The following is a 13,780-nucleotide window of genomic DNA, read 5'->3' as shown; positions in this document are numbered from 1 at the left end:
CCACGTTTCCATGTCTGATTCTATTAAGCACGAATGCGGAATTGCCCTCATCCGCCTACGAAAGCCTTTTCAGCACTACTTAGACAAATACAAAACCCCTACTTACGGACTGAGCAAACTTTATCTGATGATGGAGAAGCAAGTCAACAGAGGACAAGATGGAGCCGGGGTGGCGAATATCAAAATCAACGTAAAACCAGGGCATCGCTACATTTCCAGATACCGTTCGGTAGAGCCACAAGCGGTGGCAGATATTTTTGGAAAAATCAATAAGAAATTCGCGAAAGCACAAAAGCTAGCTAAATCCGTCAAACGCGAAACCGGCATTGATGCCGTACACGACGCAGATTGGTGGCAAGAAAATGTCGCTTTCACCGGTGAGGTACTATTAGGCCATTTACGATACGGAACACACGGTCAAAACGAGATCGAAAACTGCCACCCCATGTTGCGTCAAAACAACTGGAGAAGCCGTAATCTCGTGATGGCGGGTAATTTCAATATGACCAATGTGGACGATTTATTCGATAAATTAGTTTCCTTAGGTCAGCACCCGAAAGAGAAAGTAGACACGGTTACCGTGATGGAAAAAATCGGCCACTTTTTAGATGAAGAGAATCAACGCCAATTTGGCAAATACAAAGACCAATACGAGAACCCAGAATTATCGGATATTATTGCCCAAGAAATTGACTTGAAGCGCGTTTTAGAGCGTTCATGCAAGGATTTTGACGGTGGATACGCGATGGTGGGAATGACTGGATATGGTGCCTCATTTGTGGCGCGTGACCCAGCGGGTATTCGCCCAGCCTTCTATTATGTAGATGAGGAAGTGGCCGTTGTGGCTTCTGAAAAACAAGCCATCAAGACGTCTTTTAACTGCGCCTACGATCAAATTAAGGAGATTACTCCAGGCCACGCCCTGATCATCGACATCGAAGGTAATGTAAATGAAGTGCCTTTCATCGACCGTTTAGAGCAAAAATCGTGCTCATTCGAACGCATCTACTTCTCTCGCGGTTCCGATCCAGATATCTACCATGAGCGTAAGAAATTAGGCCAGTTGTTAATCCCTCAAATATTAGAGGAGGTACATCACGACCTGAAAAACACGGTATTCTCTTACATTCCGAACACGGCAGAAACGGCATTCCTAGGCATGATTGATGGTCTTGAAGATCATTTGGCCAAAGAACGGAAGAATGCCATCATGGAAGGCATCCTTTTCGAACAAGAACTCGAAGAATTATTAACCTTCCGTCCGCGTGTCGAGAAATTAATCTCCAAGGACGTGAAAGTACGTACCTTCATCACCTCTGACGCTCAGCGCGACGACATGGTGGCGCATGTATATGACACCACCTATGAGGTAATCAATAAAGAAGTAGATTCCGTGGTAATCATCGACGATTCCATCGTTCGTGGAACCACTTTAGAGAAAAGTATCCTGAAATTATTGGATAAATTATCCCCTAAGAAAATCGTTATCGTTTCTTCTGCTCCCCAAATTCGCTACCCAGATTGCTACGGTATCGATATGTCGAAAATGAAGGAATTTGTTGCTTTCCGTGCGGCATTAGCCCTTTTAAAAGAACGTGGCTTAGAAAATATCTTAGACGAAGTGAATTTACGTTGCTTGAATGCTTTGGAAAATGGCACAGCGTCAGAAGAGAACTTTGTGAAAGCGATCTATGCACCCTTCACAGACGAAGAAATCTCGAATAAAATCGCAGAAATAGTTCGTCCTAAAGGCTTAAAAGCTGAACTTTCGATCGTTTACCAAACCGTAGCGAACCTGAACGTAGCCTGCCCAGATCACCTTGGCGATTGGTATTTCACCGGAAACTTCCCCACACCAGGAGGTAATCAAGTGGTGAATAAATCATTCGTTAACTTTATGAAGGGGATCGAAGTTCGCGCGTATTAATATACGACGACGACCGCTCCGCGTTTTTCTTGCACTCCCTTTTCAGGATAATCGATCGCTTGGTAGCGTATGATATAGGCGTAGGTTTCTTGCGGAACTTTGGCCCCATTATAGGTTCCATCCCAGCTAAAAACAGGGCCTTTCGTGCGATACAGTTGCTCTCCCCAGCGGTTATAAATCTCTAAGGAAATCACCTGCGTTCTCGATTTAGGATAGGTCGCATTCGGTTCATTCCAGTTATAGGACGGCTCAAAAACATCATTTTGCCCATCGCCATTAGGCGTAAATACGGTAGGGGCGATCAAAACTGCATCACATTTATCCTCGATCTTCACGCTATCTTGTAGCTCGCATCCATCGCTATCGCGCAGGGTAAAAGAATAAAGTCCACTGCGATTAATCTGTAGGTCTTTCGAATTCCAACCCGAAACAATTCCCGGATTCGCCTGCCAAGAAACCTGCAAATTAGCAGGAGAAGGAACTAAGGTTACTAAATAAGGTGATAGCGGTTTATCATTGCAAATAATTCCATCGGCCTTTTTCACGGCTAAAGGATTCGTCGTAAAATTGACTTGCGTTTCCTTTTTAATAGAGCAACCGGAGGCATCCTCCTTAATTTCTAGGGTATAGTTTCCGCTCGGCTTGGGCACAGTAATAAAACGCGAGGACTCTCCCGTACTCCATTGGTAGGTAAATGCCGCCACAGGAGGTACGGATGTAGGTCCTATTTGACCCTCTTCCTTACAGATAAACGTATAACTTGCTGGCAACACAAAAGGATCTAATAATTCCACATGGTAAGCAGACGCATCCAACATATAATTCGTCAAACACGCATTAGAAATCGCCACGGTTACCACATAATCTCCAGCCTTCTTGAAATCATAGGTCATTTCTGTTCCCGTATACGAATACAATAAGGTTCCAGCCGGATTCAAAGGAACGAGTAGCCCGTCTGCATTGCGCGTCGGATCCAGCGTACTTTGGTAAATCTTCCAGTCCAAACGATCATTCTTAATCGGGTCGCACAAATCTTGACTCACCTTAAAATGATAGGTTGTTCCATCACAACTTTGCTGAATACTGGGCGTAGAATTAGGTTTGGGTGTTAATACAATCGATAGAGGCAAGCCTAAACCACTGGTCGTTCCAGCCGCTAAATTCAATCCATTTCGAACAAAGGTCGCTCTAATCGTCCGTGTTGAATCTTTCAGCGAAATATCCGGATTGACAATTTTTCCCAGACTCGAACTTCCCTGAAACGCCGCATAAATGATCGAACCGCTGGAAGGATCTCCCTGAAGAGCCCCTATTTTACCAAGGCCAGACCACAAAAGACTTTGGGATCTTTGCATAGCACTCGAATCTTTCGACGAGATGGAATATTGCCAAATCTGGGCATTAGGACCCACATTCGTTGAGGCATACACTATTTTACCATCAGCCGAAAACTCCACGCCATACGGACTGTTCGCAAGCGGAATTCGATACCTAAAGGTGGTTTTTCCAGTGGCCACATCGAAATCATAGATATCCACTTGATTCGAAGGCGGACTTACATAGGCGATGGCTAGTACTTTGCCATCCCGCGAAAAATGAGAGGATGCCGAAGGCCCTTGAACGAGAGAATTAGCAACGGATTCTATGGGCCCACTAATTCCCGCTTTAGATACTTTAAATGTTCTTAAAATAGTTGAATCTGCATCTTGCGTTTGCAACCAATAATAATCTCCACCACTGACAGCGACGCCAAAGCGTTCCGCAGACGGCGCTGGACTCAGGAATTGATTTTTGATGGAGACACCACCCTTACCTCCATTCAATTTACGATCGTAGATACTATAATACACCTGGTTTTCTCCCGCTGCATTCTTGCGCAGGGTAAAGATATAATATTCGGCCTGACAGCCTTTGCACGTCGTTTTAGGCAAAATGGCTACTCCTTGAATTTGAGTCGTATCGCCATTGAGTCCTTGCGCGACGAGTGAATTATCCTTCGCATAGACACGCGAACCATTGGTATAGAAAATGAGATCATTATTCTCATCTGTCATTTTGGCCACACCTTCCGGCGTTGTCATCGGTCCTCTGCCTGCTGAAGGAGTGGATGATCCACCCGTAAATTTTAAGGAAGCATTTGTGCCAAAATTCCATCCATCCTCTCCCCCTGCCTTCGGTTGCTCGCCGCAGATCTTCACCTCCATTTTTGCCTCTGCCGCACAGCCCGAACTTAAATCCGTCACGACTACCGAGTAGCAACCTGATTCCGAGACGCGAATAGTGTCCGTCGTCTGACCTTTCGGAAACCAGGAAACACCCACCGGAAAGGCCGGTTTAGATACAGACCCAAACGCATTCAACACCACCGGATCCCCTTTACAAATCATTAAGGTCGTGTCGTTCGAATCTTTACCCAAAATAAAATCAGGCAAAGCCCCTATTTTAACGTCCTGAGGACCATAAACAGTAGTCACGCCACCAGAGGTTACTTGCAAGGACACTTTTTTGACACCCGGATTACAATATTGATATACTCCTGTTCGCGCAGTAGAGGTCGCACCGGCTTCACCAAAATCCCATAAATAAGTCGCTGACGACGGATAATGATCACGAATTTCAAAAACCGTTCCGGCCGGCGCATCCGTACAATTATTACATTGAGTGATACAATTGTTTCTCACCTCAATCGTTCTGGGAACTTGAGCGAAAGCCGTTAGGGATAGGAAGAGAAATAATAAGGTCCGGTACATGGTTTTAGAATCAACCACAAAATAAGTCAATAAATTGGTTATTGCGTTGCATGAATGTAAATTGCTGAGCTATGTGGACTCGTTTATCCATTTTTTCTACTTTCTTATTTTTACTGAGCGCCCTTTCGCTCTCAGCGCAAGATCCGCAATTATCCCAAAACCTAGCGAACCCCCTACTCAACTCCCCCGCCTTCGCCGGTTTGCAAGATCAAAACAAGGTCTATTTAACGCATCGAAACCAATGGCCGAATCAATCGGCTAATTACCAGTATTCGGCCGGAGCAGTAGAAGTCAGCTTGGGAAAAATCAACAGTGGCATCGGACTACTTTTCTCCTCAGACAAGCAATTTTCTAGTCTCCAAACGAACTCCATCAGCCTTCAATACGCCTACCACGCAAACCTAAATGAGAATACTTTACTTTCCATGGGCATCCAAGGTTCAGGCGTTTTCCGCAGTTTAGATTATAGCCATTTAACCTACGGAGATCAATTAGGCCAATTTTTAGTCAACGGTACCTTAGGAAATACGTTTGACCCTACTGCCCTTTCCTTTGTGAACCGCGTGAGTTATATGGACATTTCAGCCGGCTTGGTATTGAACCATTCCAATTACTGGCTCGGAGCATCTGTGCACCATTTAAACCGACCTAACCAATCCCTCATCCGCTCTAGCGATGATTTAATCGCCCCTAAATACGCGCTCATGGCAGGCCTCAGCCTACCAATCTCTGAAGGAAAAAACCTTAAACCAGCACTTTACGTTAAAAATCAAGGCGCCTTTAGCCAACTAGACCTAGGAACTTACCTGCAAGTAGACCCCTTAGTTATTGGTTTGTGGTACCGCGGATTGCCGTTGAATAAAGGTACTTCTGAATCCTCGACGAGTCGAGAATCTCTCATTGGATTAGTTGGCTATCAAAACAATCGGTACTCCTTTGGCTATTCCTATGATTTTACGGTCTCAGGTTTAGGTTTGGGTTCCGGAGGAGCACACGAATTGAGCTTCTCCTATGTCTTAAACTGGGATTTTGGCCAAAGAAAATCCTTCCAACGCTACCGCCAAAGTTTCGCTTGTCCGAAGTTTTAACAGCATAGAGTATAGAGTATAGAGTTGGAATCCCCTGCGGGGATACATTCAGAAATGTTTTATTACTATTGTTATAAATACAAAAAAGGGAGCATTTGCTCCCTTTTTTGACTTATTTTCAGATAGACACTGAAATGAGGTTTCAATTCGTAGAAAATTGCGCGCAAACACCTAATATATTCATCCCGAAGGGATACCTACTTTATTCTTTGTGCTTTATGCTCTATGCTTTAATCTATACTCTATTATCTCTACTCTATTAAAATAACAAAGCCCCTTCCGGGGCTTTTGTTATTTTAATGTTCTTTTTACTTCTTTCATTTCATAGCACTCTAACATATCGCCTACTTCTAAATCGTTGAAGTTTTTGACAGATAGACCGCACTCGTAACCGAATTTAACTTCAGCCACATCGTCTTTGAAACGCTTCAAGGCAGAGATTTCTCCGTCGTGTACAACCACGAAATCACGGATGACACGAATCTTGTGAGCACGTTTCACTGTTCCGTCTAATACGTAGCAACCAGCTACTGTACCGATTTTGGTGATCTTAAATACGTCACGAATTTCGATGTTCGATGTAATTACCTCTTCGAATGAAGGAGCTAATAGACCTTCCATCGCAGCTTTAATTTCGTCGATAGCCTGGTAGATGATCGAGTAGTTACGGATTTCGATTTGTTCTGTATCAGCTAAACGACGAGCGTTTTGTGATGGACGAACTTGGAACGCGATGATAACCGCATCAGAAGTAGACGCTAAAGCCACATCGGATTCAGAAACCTGACCTACACCTCTGTGAATGATTCGTACTTGAACCTCCTCGGTCGATAACTTCATCAAGGAATCCGAAAGAGCCTCTACTGAACCATCCACGTCACCTTTTACGATCACGTTCAACTCACGGAAAGTACCGATTGCCTTACGACGACCAATCTCCTCCAAAGTGATGTGTTTACGGGTACGCAACGTTTGTTCCCGTAGAATTTGCTCCCGCTTGTTCGCAATCTCACGTGCCTCACGCTCGTTTTCTAAGCAAAGTAATTTATCACCTGCTTGTGGCGCTCCGTTTAAGCCTAACACTTGAACTGGAGTAGATGGACCTGCTTTTTTAATTTTGTTACCGTGGTGGTCAAACATCGCTTTCACACGACCGTAATTATCACCCGCTAACATCATATCACCCACGTTTAATGTACCTGCTTGAACTAACAAGGTAGTTACATAACCACGTCCTTTATCTAATTCTGCTTCAATAACCGAACCTACCGCTTTCTTCTTAGGGTTAGCCGTTAATTCAAGCATCTCCGCTTCTAATAATACTTTTTCTAATAAATCATCGATACCTTGACCAGACTTAGACGAGATTTCTTGGCATTGGTATTTACCACCCCAATCCTCTACAAGCATATTCATGGCTGCTAACTCCTCACGTACTTTGTCTGAATTTGCACCGTCTTTATCAATCTTAGAGAAAGCAAAAACGATTGGAACACCAGCCACCATGGAGTGGTTGATAGCCTCTTTTGTTTGAGGCATCACAGAGTCGTCCGCTGCGATTACGATGATAACAATATCGGTTACTTTCGCACCACGGGCACGCATCGCTGTAAAGGCTTCGTGACCAGGTGTATCTAAGAAAGTAACTTTCTTACCTGATTTCGTTTCTACTGAGTAAGCACCAATGTGTTGGGTGATACCACCCGCTTCACCTGCGGCTACTTTAGCCCGACGAATATAATCTAGTAAGGAAGTTTTACCGTGATCGACGTGACCCATAATCGTAACGATAGGCGCACGCGGCACTAAATCCTCTGGAGAATCCTCTACTTCTACCTCAACAACGTCGATTTCCTCTTCTGCTGAAACAAAGCTCACCTCGAATCCAAATTCATCCGCGATCACCGTAATGGCTTCCGCATCCAAACGTTGGTTAATGGAAACGAACATACCTAAGCTCATACAAGCCGAGATTACCTCGTTCACAGAAGTATCCATTAAAGAAGCCAAATCCGATGCAGAAATAAATTCCGTCACCTTCAATACTTTTGCTTCCTCATCTTCCGCCATCATACGTGCCTCTTCTGCCTCTGCACGACCCTTACGCTTCTCACGGCGCTTATCTGCACCGAAACTTTGCTTATTGGTCGCACCTTGCAAGCGAGCCATCGTGGCTTTGATTTGCTCTTGGATGTCTTTATCTGACAATTCTCCTTTCGGTGCTGGTTTAGCACCTGGAGCTGGTTTCTTATTGAAATCCTTTTTATCACCTGGACGTCCGCCTGTTCCAGGAACAGATGGAGCTGGTTTTTTCTCCTCTTTGATGATACGCTTGCGCTTGTGTTTCGCGTTATTTCCGCGATCACCTGCGGCAGGCAATTCAATTTTACCTAGAACGGTTAATCCTTTAAGGGTCTCGCCTTTGGCCTCAATTAATTGAATATCTGCTACCTCAGCAACAGGAGGAGCCACGGGTGCTACAGGCACCACTGGGGCTGGAGCAGGAGCCGGAGCCGGCTTTTCAGCCACTGGCTCTGGGCTAGGTGCTGGAGCCGGAGTGGGTGCAGGCGCCGGAGCAGGAGTTGGCTCTGGAGCCTTTTCCGCCTTAGGAGCGACTGGATTACCCTTTTTATCCAATTCGATTTTTCCCAAAATCTTCAATCCCATCTGCTTCTCTTCGACAGGAGCCTCGGCCACAGGAGCTAGTGCTTCTGCCGCTTTAGGAGCCTCCACTACAGGAGCTGGCTTTTCCACCGCTGGCTCTGGAGCGGGTGCTGGTGTAGGCGCAGGTGCTGCAACAACGACCGGTTCTGGTGCTGGTGCCGGCTTGGGAGCCTCTACAGAGGATTCCAAAATATGGTTCGCACCATATTCCTTCGCTAACAAGGTCAACTGCTCAAAGTTCAGTTTGGCGTTGGGGTTATTGTCAATTTTGTGACCTTTCGCAGAGAGAAACTGTAGGATCGTAGACGTTCCCACGTTTATTTGCTTTGCTACAAGGCTCAACCGCATTGTTTTTTCTTCTGCCATAAAAATTACAAAAAACTAAATTCTTTTTATTTTAATAAACTACTCAAACTCAGAACGCAATACCGCTAGGATCTCATCGATCGTACCTTCTTCTAACTCCGTTCTACGCTCTAACTCTTCTTTAGATAAGGCCAAAACTTGTTTCGCTGTATCTAAACCGATTTTGTGAAGCTCATCTAAAATCCAAGCCTCAATTTCGTTAGAGAATTCTGTCAATTCCACATCCTCATCATCTAGCTCATCCTTAGGTACATCACGGAATACATCGATTTCGTAACCTACTAATTTACCCGCTAACTTGATGTTTTGACCTCCACGACCAATTGCCATAGAAACCTGATCTGAATTTAAATACACCGAAATACGGCGACGCTCTTTGTCAATCGCCATTGAATTCAATTTCGCTGGGCTTAACGTACGCGCTACTAATAATTCTAAATTATCCGTGAAGTTAATCACGTCAATATTTTCGTTTTGTAATTCACGAACAATACCGTGAATACGAGAACCTTTCATACCTACGCAAGCACCTACTGGATCGATACGGTCATCAAATGACTCTACAGCCACTTTCGCACGCTCACCTGGTTCACGAACAATCTTACGAATGGTAATCGTACCGTCATAAATCTCAGGAATTTCTTGTTCGAATAAACGCTCTAAGAATACCGGAGAAACACGAGATAAAATGATACGAGGTGTACCATTGGCCATTTCCACTTTGTGGATGATGGCCTTGATTGTCTCCCCTTTCTTGAAACGATCCTTCGAGATCATCTCTGTCTTAGGCAAGACTAATTCGTTATCATCGCTATCTAATAAGATCAATTCGCGACCTAGGATTTGGTATACCTCTGAAGTCACTAATTCACCTACTAAGTCTTTGTATTTTTCGTACAAACCTTCTTTTTCAATATCCTTGATCTTTTGAATCAATGTTTGACGAGCAGTTTGAACAACACGACGACCAAAATCCTCTAATTTCACTAACTCAGCTACCTCTTCACCGATTTCAAAATCGGGCTCGATTAACTTCGCTTCGCTCAAAGGTATTTTATCGAAATCCCAGATATCTTCTGAGTTATCGTCTACGATCTCGCGGCTACGCCACATCTCTAAGTCGCCGCTTTCGGCATTGATAATGACATTAAAATTTTCGTCTGCCCCGAATTTCTTGCGAATCATGGTACGAAAAACCTCTTCTAAAACCGCGATCATCGTCGGCTTGTCAATGTTTTTCTCCCGAGCAAAGTCTGAAAATGACGAAATTAATTCAACACTGTTCATTGCTATCTCTTCTTTGTTTATTGAAATGACACTTGTACTTTTATTTTATCTACCTCTGCTAACGGAAACCAAGTGGCCTCTTTTGCAACGATTTTTCTATGCTTGACGGTCTTCTCTGTTAAGATTTCCACCGCCTCTTCTGTATTCGAAACCAAAGTCCCTTCTACGTTTTCTGCGTCTTTATTTTTCATCCAAACCTTCACCTTGCGGCCCAGATTCTTCTGAAATTGCCAGCCTTGGCTTAATGGAAAGTCCAAACCCGGCGAAGATACTTCTAAATTATAGGCTTCTTCAATCAGCACGCCCTCTTCAATGAAGTGAGCTAATTTACGGCTCATTAAGGCACATTGATCAATAGTTACCCCTTCCAGTGTATCCACCAGAATCGTTATTAAGGTTCTTTTAGCACCCTGAGACACCGAAAAATCGACCAGAAGCAAAGGGCCATCGCCGATATACTCCAATGTCCAATCTTTTAGTTTACTCGTTAAATCCATCTTTCTACAGGGCTATGAAAACAAAAAGAGGGATTAAAACCCCTCTTCTTTTCCTTAATTCTCCACAAAGATACGCATAAACTTGGTAAAAACAAGCATTTGATGCAGGATAGAAAGTCAGCAGCAAATCACATTGCATTTTTTTTCGTTATTTGCAGGTTCAAATTATTTCCAATGAAACTGACGTCGCTCCTTCTTCTAATTACCTTTTGTAGCCTTGGCGGCGACCGATTCCCGAGCCCTCCTGATTCCCCTAACCGCCTTTTCTTCATACAACGAAGCACGAATGCGAATGTAGTGGTCTACGACGCTAACGTGATCGCAGGAAAATTGAACGCGAAAGACCCGGTTCACACGTATTGGTATCGTTTTGGAGAAAAAGGCCAAAAAGAGGAATTAACAGCCATCCAGCGAACATTGGCCTATGGTTTATATACTAGCGCAGTAACAGGAATACCTAATACTTACGAAGGACATTTCTTAGCTTACAGAAAACGGAAGTTTATGGTCAAACAAGACGCAACCGGTGACCCTATCGCGTTATTTCCCATCAACGGAAAGATGCAAATCCTCAAGCGTGTCTTCGTCAGTGTGGACGATTCGAAATTCATGACCACCGTGAACTACATCGAACTTTTTGGGAAGGACCCGGTGACGGGGAGGGATGTGTATGAGAAGTTTAAGCCATAAAGTAGAGTAGAGATAAGAGAGTATAGAGTAGAGATAAAAATCTCAAAATCTTATCTCTATTCTATAATCTATACTCTCTTCTCTATTATCTCTACTCTACAAATTTCCCAGTAGGGAAATTTGTAAGTTCCTCGGTTGCCCGCTATACCCCGTAATCTCCATTATTTCTTGATTCAGCGCATTTTTTAACACGGCTGAAACCTTCCATTTGGCATTGAGTTGATAATGAACCGAAATATCAGTCCAGATATAAGCAGCCATAGGGTTCGGTTGAACGGAATAGGTCGACTCATCGTAGAAGTAGTCCGTTCTTTGGCCCACAAATTGATTTGATAATCCAACCGACCATTTATTCGCCAACTTTGCCTGCAAATACAGATTCCAGGCATTCGTTGGGCGGCGAATCAAGGACGAATAAGTCGAATCGCGGTCCGTCATCTCCCCTTTCAAATACGTATAATTGAAATCCGCTTGAAATTTCGAAGTCTGGTAGCTAATCTCGAATTCGATTCCGTGGGTTTGCTGCTGGGAGATGTTTTGGTATTTGCCAAAAGGCTCGATATCCATCGCTTGAAAAACAATCCCCTGATTCACTTGATTTTCAAAAGCCACAGCACGAATTCTCCACGCCTTCAACTTCTTTTCCACCCCAAATTCGATCGTTTTCCCCTGTTCTGGTTGTAAATCTAGGTTGCCATAAGGAGAGGCTAATTGATAGATCGAAGGCGTTTTGAAACTGGCATAATAATTGCCAAAGAATTTCGCTGTCTGCGAAATAGCCCAATACGGATTCAGATTATAGGTAAAATAGTTTCCAAAAGTCGATTGCGCATTCCATCGCGCCCCCACCTCGTAACCAAATTTACCCCAACTCTGCTGCCAGGTCGCATAAGTTCCCACAATTTGCTGAGTCTTTTGTTTCTCTGCTAAATCAGGTGAAATGTAAGGACCATAGTCGCTGATGGAAAGATCGCTTTGCTCCGTTTTTTGGCGTCTATATTCAGAACCAATTAACAAAGTGGCATTTTCCTTTACGGGAATCTTCACAAAAGCTTCCAATCCTTGATTTAAACCTACATAACTCGAAAGACTAAATTTCGACCAAGCATTTGCAGCGACATCCGAAGAATCGTTACGAAACTCCCGATGAATTAGATCTTGAAAGGCACGAATTGTGAATTTACTCACCTGGTATTGCGCTCTGAACGAATGACTTACGGCCTCCGAAGTATAATCCTGATCATCTACAAAGGGACCATTATCTACATTCCCTTGATACAACTGTGACGAATAGGAGAAATCTAGGTTACCTAATTTTCCCATATCACGCCCCCATTTCAACCCCCAACTTTGCTGCTTAAATCCATCGGCCTCCGCTTTTCCTTGAGCTATTTTGGCCGAAGAAAAACCATCCGTCGCGTAATTTTGGGCCTGTATTTGAAACTGGTTATTCCCTCGAGTTGTAGACCAAGAAATTTGTTCTTGGTGCGTACCTAGGCCACCGCCTTGCAGAACTAACTGTATTCCTTTCACGTTTTTCTTCGTCACTAAATTGATGACAGCCGCCATCGCATCTGATCCATACAGCGTAGATTGGCCTCCTTTAAGGATTTCGATGCGTTCGATGTTTGCCAAAGAAATCAAGTTCCAATCCATCACCGACGAAATATGGGATGGGTCATTCAGTGGAAATCCGTCCATCAACAACAGAACGTGGCCCGTATTCGCACCCCTCACATAAATCTCCTGGTTTGTCCCCGGCGCGCTGCGCGCGCCTACTACTGCGACACCTACACTTTGCTGGAGTAATTCACCTAGACTTTTCCCCTGATTGGCCTGGATCATTTCGGCCGAAATGACCGAAACCACTTTCCCCGAGCGATCCAGTTTTTCTGGGTACTTGGGAGCGGAGATGGTGACCTCACTCAAGGTAGAATCCCTTTCGAGAGTAGAGAGAGGAGAGTATAGAGTAGAGATGGTAGATTGTAGAGAGGAGATTTTTTCCTGACTACTGGCTAAGGACGACTGTCCACTGCTAAATGGTGAATGGTTAATGGTGGATGATTCCTCCCGACTACTGACTACTGGATACTGACCCCTGGCTACCGCCTCCTGACTCGTTCCCTCCGGACTACTGACTACTGGATACTGACCCCTGGCTACCGCCTCCTGACTACTGACTACTGGATACTGACTACTGCCCGACCATAGCGCGGCCGCAATAACTACTACGTTTAACATGTTTTTTGCCCATCTGGGCCTGTGAAATAAAAAGGTAATCGAACGCTCGACCTCGGATCATCCTCCGTAAAACAAGGTCAAGAATAGTAAAAGGCAGGTCTCCTGACTCATTTCCCTTGCTTTTCGGCCTTCCCAGCGACGCCAGTGACCCTAGATTGAAAAGCTTTTTGAAAATTTACAGTTGCGGGGACAGTTTCGGATTTTCACCAAATTCCCTATTAATCAACGCCGTTCGAAGCGGCGCAGAACCTTTCGCTACCACAAAGGTAA

8 protein-coding genes and 1 riboswitch are annotated in these 13,780 nt (G+C 44.3%); of the genes, 3 read left to right on the top strand and 5 right to left on the bottom strand.

Annotated elements, in window-relative coordinates; translation table 11 throughout:
- The first annotated feature begins 10 nt into the window (after positions 1–10).
- Entirely contained in the window at positions 11–1,927 is a 1,917-nt protein-coding gene (locus G9X63_RS07450; protein WP_130895990.1) for an amidophosphoribosyltransferase, read from the top strand.
- Here G9X63_RS07450 and G9X63_RS07445 read toward each other — a convergent pair.
- Positions 1,924–4,677 (bottom strand): T9SS type B sorting domain-containing protein, encoded by a 2,754-nt coding sequence (locus tag G9X63_RS07445; protein ID WP_252622219.1) that lies wholly within the window; start codon positions 4,675–4,677, stop codon positions 1,924–1,926. The genes G9X63_RS07450 and G9X63_RS07445 overlap by 4 nt on opposite strands.
- A 71-nt stretch (positions 4,678–4,748) precedes the next feature.
- Here G9X63_RS07445 and G9X63_RS07440 point away from each other — a divergent pair, with 71 nt between their 5' ends.
- Positions 4,749–5,765, top strand: a complete 1,017-nt coding sequence (locus G9X63_RS07440; RefSeq protein WP_252622217.1) for a PorP/SprF family type IX secretion system membrane protein — start codon at positions 4,749–4,751, stop codon at positions 5,763–5,765.
- Between the two features lie 291 nt (positions 5,766–6,056).
- On the opposite strand, the gene infB is transcribed toward G9X63_RS07440, so the two are convergent.
- From infB to G9X63_RS07425, 3 genes are read right to left on the bottom strand one after another with little or no spacing between them, the layout of a single operon-like run.
- Entirely contained in the window at positions 6,057–8,795 is a 2,739-nt protein-coding gene (gene infB, locus G9X63_RS07435) for a translation initiation factor IF-2 (RefSeq protein ID WP_252622215.1), read from the bottom strand.
- 39 nt (positions 8,796–8,834) lie between these two features.
- The gene (gene nusA / locus G9X63_RS07430) at positions 8,835–10,082 is read right to left on the bottom strand and encodes a transcription termination factor NusA (protein ID WP_130895986.1); all 1,248 of its coding nucleotides are present in this window, start codon (positions 10,080–10,082) and stop codon (positions 8,835–8,837) included.
- A gap of 17 nt (positions 10,083–10,099) precedes the next feature.
- Entirely contained in the window at positions 10,100–10,579 is a 480-nt protein-coding gene (locus tag G9X63_RS07425) for a ribosome maturation factor RimP (RefSeq protein ID WP_130895985.1), read from the bottom strand.
- Positions 10,580–10,753: 174 nt separating this feature from the next.
- Between G9X63_RS07425 and G9X63_RS07420 the strand changes: the two genes are divergently transcribed.
- Positions 10,754–11,269 (top strand): DUF4833 domain-containing protein, encoded by a 516-nt coding sequence (locus tag G9X63_RS07420; RefSeq protein ID WP_161566484.1) that lies wholly within the window; start codon positions 10,754–10,756, stop codon positions 11,267–11,269.
- A gap of 96 nt (positions 11,270–11,365) precedes the next feature.
- Here G9X63_RS07420 and G9X63_RS07415 read toward each other — a convergent pair whose 3' ends face one another.
- Positions 11,366–13,510: a TonB-dependent receptor plug domain-containing protein gene (locus G9X63_RS07415; protein ID WP_252622213.1), complete on the bottom strand. Its 2,145-nt coding sequence runs from the start codon at positions 13,508–13,510 to the stop codon at positions 11,366–11,368.
- A 75-nt stretch (positions 13,511–13,585) separates the two neighbouring features.
- A riboswitch (cobalamin riboswitch) is annotated at positions 13,586–13,778 on the bottom strand.
- Positions 13,779–13,780: the final 2 nt, after the last annotated feature.

Source organism: Aquirufa antheringensis (assembly GCF_023921165.1).
GTDB classification, from domain to species: Bacteria; Bacteroidota; Bacteroidia; order Cytophagales; family Spirosomataceae; genus Aquirufa; species Aquirufa antheringensis.
The sequence above is the reverse complement of the archived record's forward strand: the minus strand, read 5'-3'. Positions and strand labels throughout refer to the sequence as shown.

What these genes read in the sequence shown, in the direction of transcription:
- G9X63_RS07450 (WP_130895990.1), top strand. Translation starts at nt 11, where the DNA reads ATGTCTGATTCTATTAAGCACGAATGCGGAATTGCCCTCATCCGCCTA.
- G9X63_RS07445 (WP_252622219.1), bottom strand. Translation starts at nt 4,677, where the DNA reads ATGTACCGGACCTTATTATTTCTCTTCCTATCCCTAACGGCTTTCGCT.
- G9X63_RS07440 (WP_252622217.1), top strand. Translation starts at nt 4,749, where the DNA reads ATGTGGACTCGTTTATCCATTTTTTCTACTTTCTTATTTTTACTGAGC.
- infB (WP_252622215.1), bottom strand. Translation starts at nt 8,795, where the DNA reads ATGGCAGAAGAAAAAACAATGCGGTTGAGCCTTGTAGCAAAGCAAATA.
- nusA (WP_130895986.1), bottom strand. Translation starts at nt 10,082, where the DNA reads ATGAACAGTGTTGAATTAATTTCGTCATTTTCAGACTTTGCTCGGGAG.
- G9X63_RS07425 (WP_130895985.1), bottom strand. Translation starts at nt 10,579, where the DNA reads ATGGATTTAACGAGTAAACTAAAAGATTGGACATTGGAGTATATCGGC.
- G9X63_RS07420 (WP_161566484.1), top strand. Translation starts at nt 10,754, where the DNA reads ATGAAACTGACGTCGCTCCTTCTTCTAATTACCTTTTGTAGCCTTGGC.
- G9X63_RS07415 (WP_252622213.1), bottom strand. Translation starts at nt 13,510, where the DNA reads ATGTTAAACGTAGTAGTTATTGCGGCCGCGCTATGGTCGGGCAGTAGT.